A 26,536-nucleotide genomic window follows, 5' to 3' on the forward strand; every position below is an offset into this window, starting at 1 on the left:
GGGCGAACTGTTCCTGGAAAGCGTCAGCGGCGAAGTGACGCTGAGCGACGCCAGCACGGTGCAGGTCGAGCAGCTGATCCTGGGCGGCGCTGGCATCGACGCTGCAATCAGTATCGGTGGAAGCGGCGGCAGCGGACTGGGTGCCAGCCTGTCGGGTGTTGACCTGGCATTGGTGATCAGCAACGAACAAGGCGGAGCAGGGCGGCGCTGGGTCACCAGCAAGGCCAGCATCGAGGAAGCGACGCTTGCCGGCTACACGCTGTCCGACCTGCGCAGCCTGGCGCTGGACATCAACAGCGCGATCGACACCGCGACCAGCGCGCTGGATACCGCTGGTGCAGCGGTGATCGACTGGAGCCAGGACGCCCGCACCATCATGCTGGATGAAGCCAGCAGCGTGGTGCTGGATGCGCTGGGCGGACGTTTCGAGATTCCGGTGGATGGCGCGCTGACGCTGGGCGGCGCCACGCTGGAAGGCAATTTCAAGCTCGCACTGGAGCAGGACGAAACTGGCGCGCGCAGCTGGCGCGTGGATGCCAGCGATGTCGGCATCTCGCTGCAGGCGAATGGCGCCACCGTCGCCCTCAGCAATGGCGCAGGCAGCCTGCATATTGCCGCCGACGGCACCCGCAGCGGCTTCATCAGCGGCACCGGTTCGCTGACCGGGGTCAGCGGCCTCGCGCTGAGTGGCACCCTGGTTACTCGTTTCGATGCGGCTGGCGGGCTGGAACTCGCTGGCGCGATCGAAGTCGATGTCGCCGGTTTCAGTTCCTTGTCCGGCCAGTTCTCGGTAAGCAGCCACGCGGCGCCGGAAGTGCTGCCTGCGATCATCGTGCAGCGCGCGACCGCGGGCGCCAGCGGCGACGTCATTACCCGGGCCGAAGGCGGGATCAAGACCAATACCGCGATCCTGCTGCAGGCAGCATCGCAGGAGGGCAGCCGTTTCCGCGAAGGCATCTACCAGTTCAGCTACGGCGCGGCCCAGGTCAGCGTCAGCTCGCTGGATGAATCTGGCGCATTGATGAGCGATGCGGCCTTCGCCGCCAATCTCGGCGCTGGTCTGCAGGGCCTGACCGGCATCGGTGCCGGCAATGTCAGCGTTACCGGCAGCCGGCAGGACGGGTTCCGGATCGAATTCACAGGCTCGCTTTCCGGCCGTGCCGTGGTGCTGTCGGATGGCACTGCCGCCACCGCCAATGGCTTGCGCATGACGCCGCCGGCCGACCCGGCCGACAAGCTCGACTGGGGCGACATCACGCTGGAATCGCAGGCCAGCGCTGCGGCCGAGGAAGTCCAGTACCTGCTGCTGCAACCGGATGCCGGCATTTCGCTCAGCCGTAATCGCTTCACGCTGACAGTCGGCGGCGCCACCACCGGCACCATCCGTTATGTCACCGACCCCGGTTTCCAGGCCACGCTGATCCGCGAAGCGCTGCAAAGCCTGGCCGGCGTCGGCGCCGGCAATGTTCAAGTCAGCTTCGACCAGTCCTCGACCCTTGCGGCACAGGGCTATCGCGTCACTTTCCTGCATGCAGCAGCCAGGGCCGGCAATGTCGCAGCGATGACTGCCACCGGCTACAAGGCCGACATGTCGGGCGCGCTGAGCGCGTCGAACGAAGTGAAGTTCAGCGTGCAGACCGTCTCGGACGGCACGCCTGCCACCGGCGCGGTACAACTGGTCAATCTTTACGACGACCACCTGAGTGGCGGCTTTGAGCTCGCCTTCGACTATCTGGGCGAGAGCTATCGCACCGGGGAAATTGCGTTCAACGCCACGGCCGATGAAATGCGCGACGCCTTGCGCCAGGCGACATCCGGCGCGGGCAGCTTCGCTGCCGTCGGTGGCGATGCCGCGGTAGAACTGGCTGGCAGCAGCAACCCGCAATGGCGCGTGACATTTGGCGGTAGCGCGAGCGGCAGCGCAATTGGCGTGATGGTGGGCGAGATCACCACCGTGCAGCGCGCACCCGATGCGGCGCTGAGCCTGGCGCAGACCGGCGCCACCAGCTCCGAGGTACAGCGCCTGCAACCCGCTTCCGGCGGCGTGTTCGCGATCAGCTTCGGATCCGGCACGACCGCAGTCCTGGCGGCCGGCGCCAGCGCCGCGCAAGTGCAGGCCGCGCTCGAATCGCTGGCGGGCATCGGCAGTGGCAATGTCGCGGTCACCGCGCTTGCGGCTGCCGCCGGCGGCGGCTGGGATGTGGCGTTCCGCGGCAGCCTTGCCGCCACCAACGTCGCGGCCCTGAAAATCGCACCGGTACAGACGCTCGACTTGCGCCTGGCCGGCGGCGGGCTGGCGGATACCGTCAGGCTGCGCTTCAGTGGCGCCAGCGCCTGGGACCGGAACATCGAAATGACCGGGCTGAGTGCAGCACAGGCCAGTGCGGCCCTGCTGCAGGCAATCGAATCCCTGCCCGGCGTCGGCGCCGGCAACGTGCGGGTGGAGGCGGTCGCCGGGTCGCCGGGCATGTTCTGTATCGTGCCGCTGGCAACGTTTGCCGGCGGTAGCTTGCCGACCGTGGTTGCCGGACTTTCGCGCGCGGTCGAGCAGCCGCCTTCATGGCTGCTGATCGGCGCTGCCGATGTCAGCGCCGAGGTCGGCTCGGCCAGCGCCGGCGTCGCCATCACCGATGCCAAAGTCGGACTGGTGCTGTCGCGCGGCGCTGACGGCATCGCCGCTTATGCGCTGGTCGCATCGGGCACCGGCGCGCTGCAGGGCTTTGGTTCGGCAGTCAGCCTGCAAGCGGACGCCAGCATCCAGGTCAACACCCTCGGGCGCGCAGTCGACATCGCCGTGCCGACCGGCCTGACGACGCCGGCGCAGCAAGTCAGTTTCGCCGATGGCGTTTTGGTCCGGGAAGTCGTCATCACCGATGGCGAACTGGTGGTCGATGGTGTCGGCACGCTGTCCGGTAGCCTGGCGATCCGGTCGGAGCAACGGACTGCCGGCACCACCACCATTACCGACATCCGGATCGGCCTGGAAAACACCAGCGGCAGCCTGAGCATAGGCGGGCTGGCTGCCAGCCTGGGCGATGGCCGCGGCGCGCTGCTGCTGCGCCATGAAGAAACCGGCGGCGTGGTCACCACCCGCCGTGCCTTGCAGGCCGAAGGCGATGTCGCGTTCAGCGCCGGCAGCGCACTGACGCTGCAGGCCGAACGTCTTGAAATTGCCGTCAACGACTGGGGCAGCGATGTCAGCGAGAGCGTGGTCACGGCGACCGGGCTCTACAACCTCGACCTGGATGCAGGCGAAGCCCGGGTGCGCGGCCATATCGCCGCCAACGTGGCAGACATCCTGAGCGCCGAAGGCGAACTGTTCATTGAAAATGCCGGCACCTCGACGCTCACGTTGAGCGATGGCAGCAGCGTGCTGGTGAGCCAACTCGTGCTGGGCGGCGCCGATGCGATGGCGGCCCTGACCGCCGGCGGCGCCAACCTCGGCGTGGCCATCAGCGGCGTCGATTTTGCGGTTGTGATCAGCACTGAAGTGGGCGGCGCCCAGCGGCGCTGGGTCACCAGCACCGCGGAAATCGGTGGCATCATGATCGCGGGCTACCAGCTGCCGTCGCTGGAACTGGCCAAGCTGGAACTGAACCGGGCCCTGCCGTCCATCGGCGCGCTGGATGTGGATATCGCCGCGCCGGTTATCGACTGGAGCCTGGAACCGCTGTCGATCGATCTCGACGGCATCAGCATGGCGGTGTTCGACCTGGCGCTACCGCGGCTGGCGATGCCGGTCATCGGCAAGCTGGATATCGGTGGCGCCTTGCTGGACGGCGAATTTGAACTGGTGCTGGACCAGAGCGGCCTGATCCCGGTGTGGGAAATCAACGCCCAAAATGTCACGCTCGGTTTCGAGCTGGGCGGTACTGATTTCAGCATCGCCAATGCGGCCGGGCAGTTCCGGCTTGGCGCGGACCTTTCCCGCAGCGGATCGATCAGTGGCGAAGTCAAGCTGTCCGGCCTGGGCGGACTGGGACTGACCGGCACCATGGCGGCCATTTTCGACAGCAGCGGCAAGCTGCGCCTGGCTGGCACCGATGTCGAACTTGACATCGCCGGCCTGAGCACGCTGTCGGGCGATTTCAGCATTGAAAAATCCATCGTCGACGGCCAGGAACAAGTGCTGGTCGCGGCGGCCGATGTCTCTGCCTTCATCGGCATGGAGGGTGTCGCCGGCGCCGCGCTGACCGACGGCCGGGTGGCCATGGTCGCCATGAAGAAGGCGGACGGCAGCACCGGCTATGCGCTCAAGGGCAGTGGCAACGTCACGGTCAATACGCCGATCAACCTGTCGATGGCTGGCGTGGTGTTCGCCGAAGCCAATACGCTGGGCCATGCCATCCACCGCCAGGTCACGGTCGACGGCCAGGTGCTGGATCTCGATTTCACGCAGGGCATGGTGGCACCGCGCTTCAACCTTGGCGAACTCGACGCCATCCTTGACGGTGCGCTGGGCGATGCTTTCGGCAGCGTCAGCGACACACTGTCCGACCTCAAGCAATCGATCACGCCGGTGTTCGATGACGAGGGCACGCAAACCAACGACAACCTGCTGGCGCGGACCCTGCCGGTGCTGGACCGCTCGATCTCCGAGTTGCTGGCGATCGACAAGGTGTTGGGCATCGGTGACTACACCAGCCAGTACCTGTCGCCGGCGCAAGGCAGCAGCCTGCCGCTGCCAGTGTATGGTTTCACCGGGCACCCGACGCTGCGCGGCCTGCTGGCCTACCTCGAAGCCAACTGGCTGCCGACCTTGCCTGGCGTCGGCGCCGATGCGCTGACGCTGGCATTCGGCAGCTCCGGCCTGGAGCTGGTGTTCAACAACAAGCTGACTGCACAGCACCAGTTGGCCGTCAATTTTGGCGCCGATGCGGAGCAGTTCGGCCTGACGCTGGATGGCGACATCAAGGTCGACCTGACGGCCACCATGAATCTCGGATTCCGCGTAGCCATCGACTGGGCTACCGGCGCAGCCAGCTTCAAGCTGGATCAGATGGATTTCGACCTGAAGGCCGGTGTCGACGATATCGACGTATCGGCCTCGTTCGGTCCGCTGGAAGTCAGCCTGGGCGACCGTGCGCGGCAGACCGGCAGCCTGGCAGTCAACCTGGCTGGCCGTGTGGCCTACACCAATGGCAGCCTGGGCTACACCACCACGCAGGACAGCGTGACGGTGGTGCTGCCGGTGTATGCGGAGCTGGCCGGCCTGGACCTGTCGGCCGGCAATACGCCGCGCATCCTGATGTCGGGCAATCCGCTGTCCGGCACCGGACTGGCGATCACGACGCAAAATTTCGACAAGTTGCTGGATTTCAGCAACATGAGCGTCGTCGACATGATCCTGATGTTCCCGGATTTCCTCGAATCGCTCGATGCCATCCGCCAGAACGAGGCGCTGACGTCGGCAGTTCCGTTCGCCGAGAGCACGCTCGACCAGGTGTTCCAGTTCGCGGACGGCTTCAAGCAACAGGTCTACGACAAGATCGATTTTTACAAGCCGCGCATCGAATTGCTGACGGTGAATGCGGCCAGCGTGCTGACCATCAATGTCAACTCGACTTCGGGCGGCGTCACCACCACCAAGCCGGCCACGGTGTTGCGTTCCAGCTTCGGCGGCTTCAACCAGGCCTTGCATGCGGGCATGTCGGTGTCGCTGTATGCGCAAGTCGATGGCCGCGAAATACTGCGCGGCGTGTACGACATCAAGCGCGTCATCGACGGCAGCACGCTCGAACTTTCCGGGGCGCCGACTGCCGGCATGACCGGCCTGCGCGCCGTCGTTCACAAGCCGCTGCAACAGATCACCACGCTGCAAGAGTTCGTGCTTGCGGTCAATGCCTCCGGCGTGCTGCCGGCCGGCATGTCGATCACCTTCGATCCGATCCAGCGCAGCTTCGGCGTGCCGCTGGCGTTCCGTCAGGATTTCACGCCAGTCGACATGCCGCTGGCGCTCGACTTCGGCGTCGAGGGCTTGACGCTGTCGACTTCGGCGCGCGGCAGCATCACTGCCTTCGTCCAGGGCAGCCTGGGTTTCTTCGCAGACCTCGATGGCCGCACCCTGCTCGGCAACAGTGGCGCTCTCACCAGCGGCACCCGGCTGTTCTCTGACCAGAGCTTCATTTTCGATTCGACCATGGTCGGCTACGGGCTGGAAGTCGGCGGCCAGAAATACACGGTCACCGGCATGCAGGATGCGCACACCCTGGTGCTCGACCGTGCCGCCGGCGCCAGCAGCGCGGCCAATGCCTATACGCTGCGCCAGAACCAGTTCACGGTCGGCGTCGAGAACGTCGAACTGCAGGCCGGCCTGAGCCTGGACGCACGGGACCTCGAAGTCGCGGTGCAAATCGGCTTCCTGGGCGCCACCGCAGGCGGCGCGGGTACCGGCTCGGGCGTGCATGTGGGCGCCACCGCAACGATCAGCCTGGACCGCGATCCGGCTTCCGGCGATCCGCTCGACCGCCGCTTCACCTTGTCCGAAATCGGCGGCAGCGCGCTGCGCTTCTCGCTCGAAGGCGAAGCCAGCGCAACGCTGCGCGGCCTGCGCGTGGACGCCGGGCTGGGCGCGGATATTCCGCTGGCCCCGAGCATGGAGTTGTCGATCCACGCCCTGAATCCGTTCAATCCGGGCCAGGTGCGGGTCATCAACCAGAACCCGATGTACGGCGTCGATATCGAAGCGCTGGTGCTGTCCGGTTCGGTGACGCCGAATGACATCGTGATCGTGCTGCCCGACCTCGGCCGCGCCTTCGACTTCAAGAACCTGAGCTTGCAGGACATCGTCGGCGCCGCCCGCACCGGCCTGGAATTCCTGCGCGATTCGATTTCCAGCCAGCCGTTCTACTCGTTCGAGCTGCCGATCATCAATCGCTCGCTGGCAGAGATATTCCCCTTCGTCGACGGCTTCCTGGCCCAGGTCGATGCCGCCGCCGACGATCCGGCCGGCTCGATCCAGCAAGTGGAGGGACTGATCGAGGACGCGCTTGGCATAGACGACAACAACAGCCTGGCCGCTGCCGACCAGCAATTCTCGCTCAGCGTCAACGGCGACACGCTGGACCTGCACCTGAATCTCGGCAAGGCATTGACCGAACGCTTCGGTTTCAGCCTCGACCTGGCCCAGCTCAAGGCGCTGGCCGGAACCGGCGCCTTCCAGGGCATGGATTTCCTCGACCAACTGGTCGACACGGTCAGCCCGGGCGCCGCCGGCAACATCACGCTGTCAGCGCTGGCCAACCTGCAGATCGATGCCGGCATCCGCTTCAGCGGCCTCAGCCCGCAGGTTTTCCTGTACGACTACAACCCGACCCGCATCCAGTCGCTGGCAGTGCCGGCATTCGGCGCGGTCCTGTTCGCAGCCAACCGCAGCACGGTCAGCGACAGCAGCTATAACAGCATCCTCGGCGAGTTCCGTTCGCGCGTGGTCGCCGCCGGCGCCGGCGTGGAACGGATCCGCGCCACGGTCAACAGCGCGATCGACCTCGATATCGAAGCGACCAACCGCGACCTGGAATTCGGCGCCGACCAGTTGAATGGCCGCCGCCAGGCTGCCATCGTGGCCCTGGCCGACCGGCTCAGCCAGGACCTCGGGATCCAGGTCCAGCTGTTTGCCGGCGACCAGGTCCTGGCCACCGATCCGTCGACCGTCAGGACCTTCTCCGAAGTATCGATTTCCCGTGCGGTCGCGGTCAGTCCGGAGCAGGCGCGCGGAACCCGCGCCACCATCGGCCTGCGGGTGGCCGGGGAAGACCTCGAACTCGGCTTCGATGCCGGAGCGGTCAAGCTCGGCGTCGCCAACGGCTGGGCCGCAATCGACCGCGACGGCCGTGCCAGCACCAACGATTACGCTACCTTCACGGTCAAGATCGACCAGGCCGGCGGCAATGTCGCCGACGATGGCCGCTATTACTTTGACACCGAGAGCCTTTCCAGCAACGTCGGCTATGTGGTGGAAGGCGCGATCGGCATCGACCTGCCGCTGCGGCTGGAAGTCTCCGGCATCGATTTCAACCTGGGCAGCTTCGCGCTGACTTCCACCGCCGCCGGCATCGGCGGCGTGATGGACGCCATCAGCAGCGGTGCCAGCATCGGCCAGGTGTTCAATGTGTCGGTGCCGAACGTACAGGACAAGGTCGACGAATTCCTCAGCGAATTCTCGCTGCTGGGCATGCTCAATGACCCGTCGCGCATCATCGACGGCATCGATTCCGCGCTCGGCACGGTGCAGGATGTGCTGGGCGACAACCTGACCACCAGCATTCCCTTCATAGGCGACAAGCTGGGCGCGGCCGGAAACTTCGTACGCGACGTGCGGGTCGGCATACTGGATGACCTGCGCAAGAAATTGAGCGCGGAGGGCGGCGCGGTCGGCATCACGCGTTCGACCTTGTACAGCTTGCTGGGACCGGACAACGCTGGCCTGCTGCTCGACATTTCGGGCGACGGCCAGATCACGATCGACGACGTGCAGGCGGCCTGGTACAACAAGAACGGCGTCAAGCTCGCCGACTGGGTGCTGGGCGGCGACCTGCCGCCGGCGGCAGATGCGATCCAGTTCAACCTCAAGCTCGGCCAGAAGCTGCTCAATACGGGCGTGGACATTCCGCTCGACCTCGACCTGCCGGGCTTCGAACTCGACATCGACGGCGGCTTCTCGCTGGAGATCGACTGGGCCTTCGACTTCGGCTTCGGCATCAGCACTTCCGACGGCTTCTACCTGACCACCAACAGCGACGCCACCAAGCCGGAACTGCGGGTGACGGCGCAAGCCTACCTCGACGGTTCGCCGGACGACCCGGACACGGTGACGCCATTCAGCGCGACCGGCAAGCTGCTGTTCTTCCGCGCCACGGTCACCGACCAGGACAACGACACCAGCACCCCGCAATTCGATGCCAGCGGCATCGATGCCGTGCTGGGCATCGACATGTTCGGCGACAGCCGCGGCCGCCTGAGCGCCAACCAGATCATCTCGGCGCCGCTGTCGAAGAGCTTCGGCGTGGCATTCACCGCCAATTCGGACATCCACCTGCTGACCGTGCTCGACATGCCGGACGTCCAGGGTATGCCGAAACTGAAGGGCGAGCTGGACATCGACTGGGACTGGCGTCTCGGCCAGAAGCTCGGCGCGCCCAAAGTCAGCATCGAGAACCTGCGGGTGGATGTCGGCTCGCTGGTGAAGGATGTACTGCTGCCGATCACCGAGCAGATCGAAGGCGTGCTGGAGCCGATGCGTCCCTTCATCGAGATGATGACCAACCCGATCCCGGGCCTGGAATTCGTCAGCATGATAGGCATCGAGCCGACGCCGCTCGGCCTGTTGAACGGCTTCCTGAAAGCTCAGGGCAAGCCGCAGATCCCGGTCGCCTTCTTCAATGCGGCAAGGTTCATCCTGAACCTGCCGGACCAGGTGCGCAGCTGGGCCGACACCGGCGAGATCCTGCTGGGCACGATCTCCGGATTCGGCACTGACAACGTGCAGGCGCTGGCGGTCGACCCGATGGCGGTGATCGACGGCGCGGTAGCGCAATTCGCGCCCGGCCTGATCGACAAGATGAACGCGGTCATGGCGTCTTCAACCGGCGGCGGCAACGACGCCAGCCGCAGTGGCTTCAAGTTCCTTGAATACGTCAAGGACATCGGCAACTGGAAGAAGATCCTGACCGGCGGCGATGCCACGTTGTTTACCTATGAACTGCCGCTGCTGGGCGCCGGCTACTCGCAGAAATTCCTGCTAGGCGCGATTCCGCTGCCGCCGACGCCGTTCAGCTTCCGTTTCTATGCGACGGCGGCAGTCAGCGCCTTTGCCGATCTCGCGTTCGGCTACGACACCTTCGGCATCCGCAAGGCGATACAGACCTCCAATCCGCTCGACGCGATGGACGGTTTCTATGTGTCCGACTGGACCCTGCCAAAATTCGCCAACGGCAAGATCGTGCCGGGCACCGGCGGCCAGGAAAAGCCGGAATTCGCGGTCGATGCCAGCGTTGGCCTGACCGCAGCGCTGAACCTCGGCCTGATCGAAGGCGGGGTCAATGCCGCCATCGAATTCTTTGCCGACTTCGACCTGCAGGACATCGCCCGTTCCAAGCTGTTCAAGGATGCGGCCGGCTATGTGCAGAGCGTGGAATGGATTTCCGACGGCAAGATCCGCGGCTCTGAGATCGCCACCATGTATGAATATGAAGGGGGCGGCTTCGCCAACCTCTTCAACTTCGAGATGGGTGCCGATTTCGTGGCCTCCGTGTACGTCGACCTGGAGTTGCTGTTCACCACGGTCACGCTGTTCGACCAGGACATTTTCCGGATCAACCTGTTCAACCTGGAATACGACGCGCCCAAGGTGCAGCCGTACCTGGCGCAGCAGGTCGGCGACACGCTGTATGTCAACGCCGGCGACCGCGCCGCATTGCGCAAGTACTTCGATGTCAGCGACGGCAACGAGACCTTCATCCTGTCTGGCTCGGGCGGCACGGTCAATATCGAATTCGACAACTGGTACCAGACCTACACGGGCGTGCGCAAGGTGGTGGCCAACATGGGGGCCGGCAACGACACCTTTGACGCCTCGCGCCTGGCCGGGGCTGAACTCGACATCAGCGGCGGCGCTGGCGACGACAAGCTGATCGGCGGCACCGGCGGCGGCGTGCTGAAGGGCGATGCCGGAAAGGATCAGCTCTCGGTCGCTGCCAGTGTGACGCAGGGCATCCGGCTGGAAGGCGGCGATGGCGATGACCGCCTGACCGGCGGCGCCGGGCGCGACGTCCTGAAGGGCGGCGCCGGCCAGGACCGGCTCGATGGTGGCGCCGGCGACGATACGCTGTGGGGCGGCCTCGGCGTCGACAACCTGCGCGGCGGTGCCAACACCGACACCTATGTGTTCGAAGACAATTTCGGCAGCGACAGCCTGACCGACCGCGATGGTGAAACCCATATCGACTTGTCGCCGATGACCACCGCGGCCACCGCCTCGCTGGCCAAGCGCGGCGTGGGCGTGGTCAACCAGCAGGGCGACGAAGTGCGCCTGTCGGGTGGCAAGGTCGTCAGCATTACCCTGGGCCAGGCCAACGACACCTTCCTGGCCAGCGATTTCCCTGACTGGAAAGTCGACGTGCGCGATGCCGGCGGCTCCGACGACTATCGCATCACGATGGGACGCGCAGCGTCCTCACTGGCAACCGGCACCATCAGCATCAGCGATACCAGCGGCGGCTTCGACGAAATCATCCTCGAGCAGACGCGCTCGGGCGACGCCATCAGCCTGGATCACCAGCGGGTGACCAATGGCCGCGAGGTCGTCACTTACAATGATTCCGGCATCGAAAGGCTGACGCTCAAGGGCAAGGGCGCCAACTACGACGCCGCACATATTGCATCGCTGGGCGGCAATATCCGCTTTACGGCAGGCAACCTGGTCAATGATGTCGCGACCAGCTACATGGGCAGCACCGCGTTCCGCGGCCTCGGCGCCAATATCTACCAGCAGAGTGCGCTCGAAGCAGCCAGCGTGGTGATGGAGTCGGTCAAGACGCTCAACATCGCCTATGACGTGACGGCATTGTCGAACGGCCATGTCGACCTGCGCACCTACGGCAACAACGCCAACATCGAACTGAATGCCAACCTGTATTCGTCGGCCTCGGCAGTGCAGGGCGGCGATGGCGCGGGCTGGATGCGGATCCAGTCCGCCGATGGCGGCCTGCTCAATACCGGCAGCAAGAAAATCATCGGCGACAACGCCTATGTGCTGATCGAAGTGAAGAACGGCGTCGGCTCGCTGGCCAGGCCGCTGCTGACACGGATCGCCGAACTGACGGTGACCACCGGCACCCACGGCAGCGGCAATGTCGTGATGGTCGAGGACAACAGCCTGGTGTTGCGCGAAGAGCGCAGCCTGAGCAGCCCGGAAAACCCAGGCTATGTGATCGATGGCAGCCCCGCTTCGGACCAGTGGGAAGCGTCCCAGGCGTGGGACGACAGCGCGCCGGCGGCGTGGAAACAGATCATCAGCTCGACTCGCAGCGGGGTTGCGGTGCAGGTTGCACAGGGCGACCTCAACATCGACCTGGTCGGCACCAACTCGCTGCTGAGCCTGGTGAGCGGCACGCTGACGACGCTCAAGGCCGGCGCCGACATCACGCTGACCGCCGACGACATGAACTTCAGCAGCGGCACCAGCCAGCTGGTCGGCAGCGGCGACCTGACGCTGCAGGCGCACAGCAACGTCTGGAGTTACTACCTCGGCAGCGCCGCGGAAACCAATACCGGCCTCGACCTGGAAGAGGGCAGCGGCCTGCAACTGGCGCAGCCCGCGATGTACCTGTCCGGGCGCGACCTGGCGGCGCTGGCGGACGGCTTTGCCGGACTGTTCATGGGCCGCACCGCGGTCGGCAACAGCATGTGGCTGGGCGACATCAAGCATGCCGAGACGGTCAAGATGTACCCGGCCAATGCCCGCGCGGCCAACTCGCGCCAGTCGTCTTTCCGCGATACCGCAACGCTGAAGTCGGATGTAATGACGGTGGCTGGCGACGTGCAGAGTCCGGACAATACGCTGACCTTGCAGGCGCGCAAGCTGTGGGTGCAGAGCCAGAACGTGCATGACCAGCTCGGCCTGCCGGATTCCGGCGTGATGGCAAAAGACCTTTTGCTGCAGATCGGCGAGCAGGGCATCGTCACCGGCAAGCTGACCGGCAAGGACAGCCTGGGCATCACGGTCACCGGCACGCCGGGAAGCGATGCCTGGTATGCGCCGCTCTATGGCGCCAACAGCCTGCAGTTCGATGGCGGCAGCCTGACCACGGTGCTCAATGACGGCAGCGTGCTGAGCATCGACACCGCTGCCAGCATCGAGATTCGCGGCGAGATCAGTGTCGATGGCGACCATGCCCGTCTTGACCTGGATGCCGGCGGCGCGCTGCTGCTGGTCGAGGGCGCCGACGTGCGCGGCCTGGGCCAGTCGGTCACGCTGGACCTTTCCTCGAATGACGTGGTCGCCATCAATCCGGGCACCGCAGTACGCGCCGGCGTCGGTTTCCGCGACGGCGAGGACGGCCTCGAGGCTTACATCACCGGCAGCAACGGCGTGGTCAACCTGACTTCCGCCGGGGAAATGCTGCTGGGCGGCTCCATCTCCTCGTCCGGGTCGATGAACCTCGGTTCCGGCGCGCAGAAATACGACCACGCAGCCTATGGCAACCCGACCGATGCCGCCTACCTGCCGCGCTATGCGATCTTCAACAAGACCGCCTATTTCGAGCGCATCGCTGCCGTCAGCCCGGATCATTACCTGACCCAGCATGCCGGCGGCTACGGCATGCTGGTGACCGGCACCATCACCAGCCTCGGCGACGATGCCAGCCTGGTGCTGCGGTCGGAGCAGGACGTGATCCTGCGCGGCAACGTCAACGCGCTCGGCGCCGATTCGACACTGACGCTGCAATCGGATGAATGGCTGTACGTGGAAGGATTTATTACCGCCACTGCCGGCCTGAACCTGTATGGCGGCGTCGGCGTGGACGGCGCGGCGCTGGACGGCAGCAGCGCTCATGCCGACGCCCGCGGCACCAGCGTGTACGTCCACGCCACCAGCACGGTGCGCACCACCGATGCCGGCAGCGCGGTGACGGTGCGCGGCGCCGAGGATGTGGACATATTCGGCGCCATCGTCGCCGGTGGTGAGGTCGGCGAGAACGGCGTGTTGTTCAATGGCGAGGGATCGTCGGTCACGGTCAGCGCCGGGCAGCAAGCCTGGCTCGAATCGGGCCTGCTCGCCAGCGGCGATGTCACGATCAACGGCGGCGTTGCCGGAAGCGACGACAACGGCCTCGGGCTGTTCATTTCCAGCGCCGGTGGCATCACTGCCGCCGGCTTGGGCGCCAACGGCAGCGGCAGCACCCTGACCGCCACCAGCGCCAGCCGTCTGGAAATCATGGGCACGCTCAACAGCGGCGGCAAGTTGCAGCAGACCTTCACCGATGGCCAGATGACCGGGCAATCCATCAGCTGGTCCGGCCGCGATTCCGACATCGTGGTGCAGGCGGCGCAGCGCGCTTTCATTGGCGGCAATACCGTCAACCAGCTGGGCCTGCCGGTCCAGACCGGCGGCTACCTGAACGCCAGCCGCAGCATCACGGTCAACGGTGGCAGCGATGCCACCGGCACCGGCGTGCTGGTACATGCGGCTTCCGAACTGGTGGTCAGCGGCACCCGCAATGCAGATGGCAGCGTGCGTGCGGCCGGCGATATCACGCTGTATGGCGTGAGCGACGTCGAGATCCAGGGCTTGCTGCTGGCCGGCGGACGGGTCGAACAGATCCGCGAAAACGGCCTGTACGCCGGACGCAATATGATCCGCGACGATGTCGACTCCACCATCTCGGTCCGTGCCGATCGCCAGTTGAAGCTCGGCACCGACATCACCGCCGGCAAGCGGATTGACCTGGCCGGTGGCACCGACACCCGGGTTGCAACGCGTGGCGCCGACAACCAGCTGATCGATCCCGAGCAGCGGCATTTCGGCAAGGGCCTGGTGATACTGGGCTCGGCGCACATCACCACGACCCGCGACAACAGCCAGATCAACCTGAGCGCGGCCAGCAGTGTCAACCTGATTGCCAGTGCGAACTTCGCCTCCGGCGAGTACGCGGTTGATGCCGCCGGCGCTGGCTCGGTGGTCACCATCAGTTCCAGCGGCGCGCCGAATGCCAAGGTGTATATCGCCGGCAAGGTACGCGCCGAGCATGCGATCCAGCTCAGCAGCGGCGTCTCTCTCGACGGCCGCGATATCGAACTCGATGTCACCGGCCAGCTGGAAACCATCAACGGCTCGATCGGCTTCAATGCCGGCGTTCACGGCATGATAGCCGGCGACATCTTCGCCCGCGGCAACGGCAGCGACGTGGTCATCACCTCCGGCCGCACGCTGACCATCGAAGGCCAGATCGAAGCCAATGACCGCGTGTTCCTGCATGGTGGGGACGGCACTGAAATCACCGGCCAGGACAGCCTCTACCTGTCCAGCACCGCCCGGCTCGAAACCGATGGCGGCGCCGGCAGCATCAGCTTGTCGGGCACCAATGACGTCATTGTCGCCGGTGCAGTGGGTGGCGTGTTCGAGGCCGGCACGGCCAGAGAGATTGCCATCAATTCTGACCTGGGCACGGTCGTGCTGGACCGTACCACCGGCCGCATCGTCACCTCGGGACAACTCGACATCACCGGCCGCGACCTGCAGATCGACGGCCCGATCAGCAGCTCCTGGGTGGCTGGCGCAGATGCTGGCAGCGCCCCTGAAATCCGCATGACGGCGGACCGTAACGCGGTCCTGCACGGCAACCTGACGGCCAGCGGCGACCTCTCGATCACGGCCGGCGGCACGGTCGAGATTTTCGATGCGCTATGGGATACCGCCACCTTGAAGATCGACGCCGGCTCGATCGTGTTCGGCACGCCGGTCAGCGGTCTCCCCGACAGCCAGCTTGGCGCCATCATCCAGGCCGGCAGCCGGCTGGAACTGGATGCCAGCAATTACATCGGCGTCAACGCCGCCGTGCTGCTGATGACCGGCGAGGCCGGTTCCAGCATCGACATCGATGCTGCCAGGGTACAGCTTGCCGGCACCATCCATGCCGGCGCGCAGCGGGTGGACGGTTCGGCGGTGGCGACTGCCGACCAGGCAACGGTTGTGATCAACGCTGACGAGTTGCTGCAACTTGGCGCCCGGGTGGGCATGCCGGGCGTGGTCGTCAACAGCGGCGGCACCGTCAGGGCCACCGGAACGATCAGCCTGAACGGCGGCATCGGCGCTGGCAGCGGCGGCCTCGGGCTGCTGGTGGACAGCAACAGCAGCATCCGCACGCTGACTGCGGACGGCACCGCCAGCGGCGCGATCACGATCGGCGGCCTGAAAGACGTACGCATCGACGGTTTCGTCGATGCGCGGCAGGCGGGTGGCACGATCGCCGCCAGCGCCGGCCGCCAGTTGATTGTCGACGGCATTGTCGAAGCCGATCGCTGGGTCACCCTGGACGGTGGATTGAGCGACGCCAGCGGCATTTCGGTGATGACCAGCGCACTGGTCTACCAGATGCGCAGCGGCTATTTCGTCGACGCCGACGACCGGCTGATGGATCAGTTCGGCTACCTGGTGAACGAAGGCGGCAAGTACATCAACGAGGCTGGCGAGGAAATCGGCGCCAGCGACGTGCCGGTGATGGGCGGCGATCCGATCCGCCGCTCCGGCGCCACCATCGATACCGGCGACGCCGGGACGATCGCGGTCAGCGGCAGCGGCACGCTGCGGCTGGACGGCATGTTCGGACGGCCTTATGTGGATGGCCTGCAGATCAAGGCGCGTCCGGCCAGCATCACCATCGCCGGCAGCACGTTGGGCGAGGTCTACCTGTCGGGCGACTTCAGCGCCAGCGAGCGCATCGACGTCACCGGCCACAACATCAGCGCGCTCAACGGCGCGCTGCTGAAAACGCGTGGCGATGCCGGCGTGATCGAGATCATCGCCAGCGGCAACATACTGGCCGATGGCGCCACCGACTGGAATCTGGAAGTCCAGATCGTGGCGCAGGAGCTGGTCCATTTGCGCGGCAGCACGCTGCACATCTCCGGCACCATCGTCTCGCAGCACCGCTTGCTGTTGAATGCGGCAGTGGACGTGTCGCTGTACGGCAAGCTGCAATCGGATGACGCTGTCGACGTGCGGGCCGGCCTGTCGCAGTCCGTTTCCGACACCGCAGCGCGCGGCGAAGTGCTGCGTGCCAGCCTTGGCCATGGCAGCTTCCGTATCGGCGGCACCGGCGCGATCGAAGCCGACGGCAGCGTCACGCTGCTGGCAGGCGACGACGTCGTGCTGGACGCCGAAGCTTTCCGTGCCGAGGACACCAGGAGCGTTTCCAGGCCGATCATCACCACCGAAACGGTTTACGTGCCGGTGCTGAAGGGCTACACCTCCGAGGTGGACCAGGTGATTCCGGTTGACGTGGTCAAGTGGGTCGAGACCGAGGATATCCTGCCGGACGGCTTCGACAGCATCAAGACCGGCGTCAGCTACAACACGATGAACGTGACGCTGACCCAGGACGGTTACTGGAATGGCAGCACCAAGACCAAGCGGGAATTCTTCATCGAGGGTGTGGACTACCGCAACAGCGCGTCATCGATCGGCACCGGCCTGGTGATCTCGTGGCCGGCCGGCAGCGCGCCAGGAACCGATGCGAAGGGCCGGCCGCTTGGATTCAGCGCCTTGAGCGATCCGCAGCGCGAAACAGTGCTGAGCCAGCTGGGGTACAAGAAGTTGTACACCTTCGCCGCCGACCAGCTGAAGATACACCGCGTGATCCGTGGCAACCCGACGGTAGCCGACTGGGCGCCGAGCTGGGCCCAGGCTGGAAAGCCGACCCATATCGTCAACATGCCGGTCTCGGGCTGGGAAGACAAGTGGATCAGCATGCCGGTCGGTGCGGAAGAAGATGTGCTGCGTGTGGTCAGCCAGGGCAATCCGACCAGCTTCAACGAGAACGTCGGCACCTACCGTGATACCGGCGTGGCCCGTTATGTGCAGGACCGTTCTGCCTACCAGTCGTATTACACGAACGGCGACTGGACCTGGGACTTCGACAATTCGCCGGCACGCTGGGATATCAATTACCTCAATAACGGCACCAGGCAGTTTGAAATTACCGATGGACGCAGCGGCGGCGCGATGGCCCGCCTGGCTTACACGCCCGACTGGGCCACCAACGGCAACGATGCGGCCGGCTACGACCTGCACAGCAGGTATACCTGGGCTCCGTCCGGGTACTACGACGAGACCGCCGGACTCAACTGGACCGGCAACTGGATGTCGAACTATCGCCCGGAGGTGGGATACAACTGGCGCGATAACTGGGTTTCCGCCGGCTACTTCAGCCCCTACGCAAATACCTCAGCGCAGATGTATCTGTATGAAGAGACTGACTGGGGATATATACATGGCCCGTTCGAGGCCGGCAATTACAGTTATGTCGGCGACGGCCTGAATGACGACGTCGAGGCCGCCTGGATGTCGGGCCGCATGCAGGTCACGTTCTACGAACATTCCGGCTATCGCGGATACAGCGAGACCTACACCAACTGGAACTGGGGCGCTGGCTCCTTCCAGTGGTGGGACGGCTTTGTGTACTGGAATGCCAGCTCGATGGTGGTCAGCGAATGGCAGGACACCAGCTACTGGGCCGGAAAATACGCTGGCGAAAGTTTCTACGACTACGATTTCAACTGGGTCGGCAAGGATCACACGATCACCGACAAGCGCAATGCGCTGCAGTACCAGTGGGTCAGCAACACGACCGACATCTTCGACAACGTGCCCAAATTCCGTACTGAATTCGGGCTGACGAAGGTGGTCGAGACTTCCTGGGTCACCTTGTACAAGGACGTGCCCATCATCGAAGATGTGGCGACCACGCGTTCGATCCGCATTTACGACGACAGCGAGCTGGCATACGGCCAGTTTGCCGGCGATGCCATCAATGCCGCCCGTGTCAGCGTCGATGCAGGCCGCGACATCCAGATCGCGGGCATCATCAAAGCCACCGGCCTGGGCGATCAGTCCGGCCTGGTGCTGAATGCGGTGCGCGACCTGTCGATCAGCGGCAAGTTGCCGAGCGGCGTCGCCAATGCGATCGCGGCCGCGTCCGAGTTGCGCGCGGCTGGCTCCATCCAGGCAACGGCCGGTGGCAGCGTGAGCATCAGCGGCAATTCGATCCTGACCGCCGGCATCGATGTGGCGCCGGCCAACCTGGCTGCCGCCAGTGGCGCCGACATCAGCCTGACGGCTGGCGCCGGCATGAGCCTGCAGGGGGAGTTGCGGGCTGCCGACGCCGTCAGCCTGGGCGCGGTCGGCAATATTGCGCTGAATTCCATCGTCTCCGCGGGAAGCACGCTGGCGGTCACAGCCGGCGCTTCTGGGTCCACTTCTGGTTCCGCTTCCATCACCGGCGACGTCCAGACCGACCTCTCGGCCCAGGGCATCACGCTGACCGCCGGCAGCGCCGGCGGCAACGTCAGCCTGTCCGGCAGCCGTGTGGCAGCTGCGCAAGGCCTGGCTGTGCAAGCGGTGCGCGGCGCGATCTACAGCAGCAACAATTCGCTGTCCGCGGCAGATATGACGCTGTCGGCAATGGGCAGCATCACCGGTGACGCCGCCAACAGCCGCGCGCTCGAACTCGAAGCAGGTACGCTGACGGCGCGCAGCACCAGTGCAGGCGTCATTCGCCTGAGCGCATGGGGCGATCTCGACGCCACCGAACTCTCTGCCGCCAACGGCAGCGTGAGCGTATCCGCACAGGGCATGCTGACCGCGCGCTCGGTGAGCGCAGGCAGTGCTGCTGCGCGCAGCAATGTCAACCTCGGCAGCGGCGTAGCCAGCGCACTCGTGATCGATCAGATCGCCGGCGATGCCGTCACGCTGAGCGCCGGCACCACCGTCACCCAGCTGGATGGTTCGCTGGTGTCCGGATCCGGCCTGTTGCTGACCACCGGCGAGGGTGTGACGCTGAGCAACCTGGCGGTCAGTACGCTGAATGCGAGCGTGCAGCGGCGCGGCGACCTCAATCTTGCCACCACGACTAACGGCCTGTTGAGCGTCACCGGGCTCAAGACCTATGACGGCGCGATCACGCTGACTACGCCGGGCAGCATGGCGATCAGCAATGTCGACTCGGGCCGCAGCGGCAGCCGTACCGTCGCACCGGCCGCGGGCGCCGCTTTCGAACTGTCGGCACAGCCGACCGATATCAGCCTGACAGCCGGCGGCAGCATCACCGGTTCGGGCAGCAACACCCATATTGTCACCCGCGCCCCGGTCCTCACTTCTTCGGACGGCAGCCAGTTTGTCGCCGGTGGCGCCTTGTCCTTGCATGCGCAGGGCAGCATTGCGTTGACAGTGTCGGTCGCGGAATTGCGCGATGTCGACAGCGCCACCGGCAATATCGCCATCACGGATGCGATCACGCCGACAGGTGCCCAGGCTTGGCAATCTACCCAGCGCACCCGCCTGCAGATTTCCGATGTCACAGCGCTGGCCGGCGATGTCACTATCGCTTCCGACGCCGCGCTGGATGTGTTCAAGGCCAGTGCTGCCGGCACCGGCAGCACGCTAAGCCTGCGCTCCACCGCCAGCGATGTAGAGATCCGTTCGCTGGCTGACGGCGGCAGCGTCACCACCGGCGCCAACCTGGTGCTGGATGCGCACGGCAGCCTGAACATCCATGCTTCGCAGTGGCTGGATGCGCCGCAGAGCATTGAATTCCATACTGGCAATGCCTTCACGCTGCCGACCACGCAACTGGTCGGCGCCACGGCAGTCGCCCGGTCGTACACTGCATCGCAACTGACGGTGACGTCGGACGACACCATCAGGGTCAGCTCGGCGCTGAAGATCAATGCCGCCAACGCGAGTGACGACCGGCTGTCGCTGCATTCGCATCGCGACATCCTGATCGACGCTCCGCTCAGCCGCGCATCCGGTGCCGCGATTGTGGATGTCGACTTGTATGCCGACGGCAGCAATGTGCGGATCTATGCAGCGCGCGATCCCCTGACCGGCCTGCGCGTGATCACCGGCGCCAGCGGCAGGGAATACCTGGAAGCTGCGGTTCCGGCAAACGCCACCACTGGCGCCCCGTACACAGCCCAGGGCAAGTACTACCGCGACACGGTGGGCGGCAAGTTTGTGCAGGATGCGATTGAATTCGTGACCGGCGCCAACAATGCAGTGACAGCGGTCGCGGTCAAGCTGCTGTCCAGTACTGCCGACGGCAGCGGCACCCTGTACCGCATCGTCGATGCGCAGGCTGCGGGCCACAGCGTCGGCACCGCGCTCGATGCGGCTACCCGCCAGCGGGTACAGGTGATCACCCGCTCGCTGGTCGAGGTCACGGCGCAGGCAGAGGCCGAGGCTACGCTGGACGTGAAACTGGTCAACGATACCTCGGCGTTGATCCGGCTGAACCTCGGCACTGTCGCCTACAACCGGATCGACATCGACGCCGCGGGCACAGCCGGCAATGTCGACATCCAGGCCGGCCAGGCGCTGGACATGGATCGCATCACGGTCGCCGCGACCGGAACGGCCAGCCTGTCCACCACCGCCGGCGCGATATCCAGCCAGGCCGAGGTGCTCAAGGCGAAACACCTGACGGTGAACACAGCGTCGACCATTGACCTGCGCACCGACGTCCAGAGCGCCAGCCTGAACTCGAGCCTGAACTCAAGCCTGCCTGGGACCGGCAACGGCAGCGGCATGGCGCTGTCCAACAGCGGCGACCTGAAACTCACGGCCCGCCTCGCCAGCGGCAGCATGGACATCTCCGCCGACGGCACGCTGACGGTGGACGACGCTCGTTTCACCAGCGACGTCGAAGGTAACCAGATGATGTTCGTCGGCGGCAACGGCGGCATCTACATCGACCGCATCGACGCACTGTCGAAGGGCGACATCACCTTGCGCACCGCCGGCTACGTCAAGGAGGTCGTGTCCGACGATGTTTCGGACCTGAACATCGACATCGATGTGACCGGGCGGGATTTCACTGCCAACGCCTTGAACCAGGCCGGCCAGCTTGGCAGCACCAACCTCGAATTCAACCTGTCGGGCGATGCCAGCATCGGCGCCCAGGAATGGCTGATCATCAATGGCCATAACGGCAACCTCGAAATCTCGGGCTATTACCTGAAGGGCGTCGTGGTGAGCGGCGTGACCGGCACCGTGACCCTGAACAATGTGTTCGCGGGCCAGGGCATCAGTGTCGCCGGCAGCAACGTGGTGGTATCCGGCAGCAACAGCAGCGCCAGCGGCGCCATCACCATAAGCGGCGGCTCGGTGACGATGGAAGCCGGCTCCGTGCTGTCAGCCAGCAAGGGCTACGCGGTCAGCCTGGCCGGCATGGCCGGCGGCATTGCCATGAACGGCGACAGTACGATCCGCACCACCGGTGCGATCACGCTGTCGACCACGGCTGGCGGCAACATCAGGCTTGACACACTGGCCGGCGGAAGTGGCACCGTCAGCGTCAGCGCCAGCGGCGCCCTGAGCGCCAATGCCAGCGAGACGGCCAATATTTCCACCAGCAGCGGCACGGTTACGCTGTCCGGCGCCAGCATCGGCAGCACGGCCAATGCGGTGACGGTGTCGGCCCCGGTCATCGGCAGCCTGACCGCCAGCAGTGGCGGCATTTACGTCGACCTGCAACGCCAGGATGGGCAGACGCTTACCCTCGGCCGGGTCGACGCCAGCAGCAACGGCGATGTCGACCTGACGCTGAATGCCGGCGACCTCAGCACCTCGGCCATGATCGACGGCCGTTCGGTGTCGCTGATCGTCGGCGGCAACCTGAACATGCAGGCAGCCAGCGAACTGGTGGCTACCGGCGCTGCCAGCGGCAGCCAGGACGGGATTGTCATCATCGCCGCTGGCAACATCGACCTGCCGAAGGCCAGCAGCCAGGCTGGCAATGTCAGCCTGACCTCCAGCGGCAACCTGGCCCTTGGCCGCGTAACGACCACCAGCGGCGCCGTGACCTTGACGGTGAGCGGAGGGGTCGCCGATGCGAACAACAGCAGCGGCAGCGGAGTGACCGAGCAGGAAAACATTTCGACCATCAGTGGTGCGGTATCGATCGCCGCAGGCAGCATCGGCAGCGCGGCAAACGACCTCGACATCTCGGCGCCGTCGGTGCCACTGTTGAGCGCGCGCACCGGCGACATCAATGCCAACCTGCGGCGCGCCAGCGGCCAGACGGTCACAGTCGGCGTCCTCTCGGCCATGGCCGGCAGCGCCCGCCTGGATGTGGACGGCGGCGCGCTGCAACTCAATACCGCCAGCACGCGCGATGACCTGACGCTGGCCGTGATCGGCAGTGGCAGTGTCAGCGGCAGCGCAGCAGGCCTTGGCGTCGGCAACCTGACGGTTGGCGGCGGCCTATCCTTGGTCTCGGCCGGCGGTGCCATCGTCCAGATCGCGGGCAGCACGATCCTGGCCAACAACCTGCAGAAGACGGCGGTGATCAGTGCCGGCAATGCCGGCGCCACCACCTACGCCGTTACGCTGGACGGGGCGGGCAACGACTTCTCCAGCGTGAAGCTGACTGGCTCGAATGTCACGCTGAACGATGTGAACGGCATCGACCTGGCCGCATCGACCATCACCGGCAACCTGGTCCTGACGGCCGGCGGCCCGGTCACCGACAGCGGCGTGCTGACGGTTTCCGGCACCTCGCGCCTGGCCACCACCGGCGACGAGTCCGCCATCACGCTGGACAGCAACAACAACTTCGGTGGCGCGCTCAGCATGGCCACGCTGGCCGACGTCATCCTCAATGACATCAACGGCGTCGAATTCGGCGCCACCAGCATCGGCGGCAACCTGGCGCTGACTGCGGCTGGCAACGTCACCGACACCGGCAATGTGACGGTCGCCGGGGCCACCATCTTCACCGTCGGCGCGGGCAACGACCTGACGCTGGACAACGCCAATAACTTCGGCGCCGGGGTGGCCATCGGCAGTGCCCGCAATGTCAGGATCAACGATGTCAGCAGCATCAACATTGCCGCCGCTACCATCAGCGGCAGTCTTGACCTGACGACCACCGGCCGCATCACGCAGAGCGGTGCAATCACCGTGGCCGGCACCACCACGCTGCAGGCGACCGCCTATGTGGATCCGGACCCGGCATCGATCCTTAACCAGGACAACAACATCAGCCTGGCACGGGATAACGATTTCACCGGGGCGGTGCGCATCGTGTCGGGCGGGGTTGTCACCCTGAACGACATCAACAACCTCGACCTTGGCGCCAGCACTGTCAGCGGCACTCTCAGCGTCACCGCGCAGGGCACGCTGACCGACAGCGGCGCGATCCTTGTCAGCGGCGCCACCAGCCTCACGGTTGGCGCCGGCAAGGACATCACGCTCGACCAGGCCAACAACTTCGGCGCCGCGGTCGGCGTGGTGAGCGCGCGCGATGTGGTGTTGAACGATATCGACGCGATCACTTTTGCCAACCTGACGGCCAGCGGCAACGTAACCGTCAGCGCCGGCGGCAATATCGGGCAACTGGCGGATACCCGCATCGTGGCCAGTACGGCCGACAAGTCGCTCACGTTGACTGCGCAAAGCGGTACCGGCCTGGCGACGGTGCGGCATGCCATCACGCTGGCCAACGTGGACAATGATTTCACGGCGGTCAATGTGCTCAGCGCCGGCAACACCCGCCTGGTCGATGTCAATGGCGTCACGATCTCGGGCACGGTTTCCGGCGACCTGGACACCCGGGCTGGCGCAACCATCTTCGGCAACTTGTCGGCTACGGGCACCGTCGATGTGCTGGCAGCCGGCAGCATCACCCAGTCGGCAAGCACCCGCATGCTGCTGACCGGCAGCAACCGTCCGGCACAACTGACGGCGCAATCCGGCAGCGGCGCGGGCATGACCCGCTACAACATTGCACTGGATGCGGCGGACAATGATTTCCGCGCCGTGGCCGTGACTGGCGCCGCCATCTCCTTGCGCGATGCCAATGCGCTGGAACTGGCCAGCCTGGATGGCACCGCTGCGGCGACCGTGCGGGCTGGATTGCGGCTTGATGTGACCGGGTTCGTCAAAGCACAATCGGCCAGCTTCAGCGCCGCGGAAAACCTGCAGATGGCCGAGACCGGCCTGATCCAGGTATTCGGCACCGGCGCAGTGCCGACCGGTGGCGTCACGCTGAGCGCCCTTGGTGCGGTCGTGTTGTCACGCATCGAAAGCGCGAGCGGCACGGTCGCGATTACGGCGGGCAGCGCCATCACCGATGGGTTGGCTGCCACGGTGAACGGCACCGAAGCATTCAATATCGTCGGCACCGGTACTCTCAGCATGTCGGCCGCAAGCATCGGCGGCACTGGCGATGCCGATATCGATGTCAGCATGCAGGCCATCGATTCGATCACAGCCAGCAGCGGCAGCGCCACCGTCTCGGCTCATGCTGCGACCGGATTCGACACGATGACACTGCGCCAGGCCAGCGTGCTGAATGGCGTGCTGGCACTGGACCTCGTCAGCGGCAACCTGTTGTTGACACAGTCGATACAAGCGCATGCCGCAGCAATCAGCGTGCGCAGCGGCAACCTGCGGATGCAGGATGGCTCGACCATTGCCGCCGCGCGTGACCTCAGCCTGCAGGCCTCGGCTGACATCGTGCTGTCTTCGGTTACTACCGCAGACGGCACGCTCGATATCGATGCCGGTCGCCACCTGCTGGATGGCACGGCCGGCGAGCAGTCGAACATCACCGCAACCGGCGCTGCTGCACAGGTGCGGCTCAGCGCGCTGGGCGCCGGTGGCGCCAGTGCCGGGCAGGATGTGGACGTCTCGGTCCGCCTGCTGGACCATATCGACGGCGGGCTGGATGGCGTGTACCTGGAAACCGGGCGCACGCTGGCGGTCAACACCATGGACCTGGACGGCGCGCTGCGTGTCGTGTCGCAGGCGGGTGACCTGAATCTGGTCGGGGCGCAGTCCGCGGCAAGCGTCGACATTGACGTCAGGGCTGGCGCGCTCGCAATGCGCGATGGGGTAAGCCTGTCGGTTGGCGGCGATGCCTCGATCCAGGCCAGCGGCGACGTCACGCTCAGCCGCCTTGGAGTCGACAACGGTGATCTGTCGCTGTCGTCATCGGCCGGCGCGATCGTTGACGGCACGTTCGCCGACAGCGACGCGTTCCCGAACATCGCGCTAACCGGCAGCGGCAGCATCATGCTGTTGTCGGCGGTCCGGATTGGCAACAATTCGGTCGATGGCGAGCTGGACATCAGTGCCGCGCGTATCGTCGAGGCCAGCACCATGGCCGGCGACATGAACCTCGAATTGCTGGGCACGACAGAGGTCGGCCAGATCGATGCCGCCGGCGCCTTGCGGGCCCACGTGTCCGCCGGCGACCTTTTGCTGCAGTCGGCCATTTATGCTGCTACCGTTGCGCTGGACGTCGATCTTGGCAATCTGCAGCTCGCTCCAGCAGCGCACATGTCAGCTGACGGCGCCATGATGATTTCCGCGGACCTCGGCTCCATGCTGATGGGCGAGCTGGCACAGGTGACCGCGGCCTCGCTGGACCTGACGGTAGCCACTGGCAACCTGAGCATGGCCGACAGCGCTTCGATGATCATCAGCGGCGCCTTGAACGGCTTCGTGCAGGGCAACCTGAGCCTGTCGAGCGATGCAGTGATGCGTACCATAGGCGGCGACCTGACGATGGCGGTGAATGTCGGCAACGTCACGGCTTCGGATTCGGCCGAGATGACATCCGACCAGAACCTGACGCTGAGCGTGAACACCGGCGACGTCAGCTTCGGCACCGATGCGCTGATGTCAGCGGCAAAGCAACTGACCCTGTCGGTTGGCACTGGCGACGTCAGCTTCGCGGACCGCGCCCGTATGGCCTCCGGCGGTGAAGCCGTGGTGACGATCGGTACCGGCAACCTGAGCTTCGCGACCGAA

General features: G+C 65.3%; 1 protein-coding gene. It reads left to right on the forward strand.

Translation table 11 applies throughout. The annotated features are described in order from the left end of the window. Positions 1 to 26,536: hypothetical protein (locus FVE66_RS00005; RefSeq protein ID WP_194164337.1), on the forward strand; the 26,536-nt coding region annotated here is incomplete at both ends.

This window comes from Lacisediminimonas profundi (genome assembly GCF_008831265.1).
GTDB lineage: Bacteria > Pseudomonadota > Gammaproteobacteria > Burkholderiales > Burkholderiaceae_D > Lacisediminimonas > Lacisediminimonas profundi.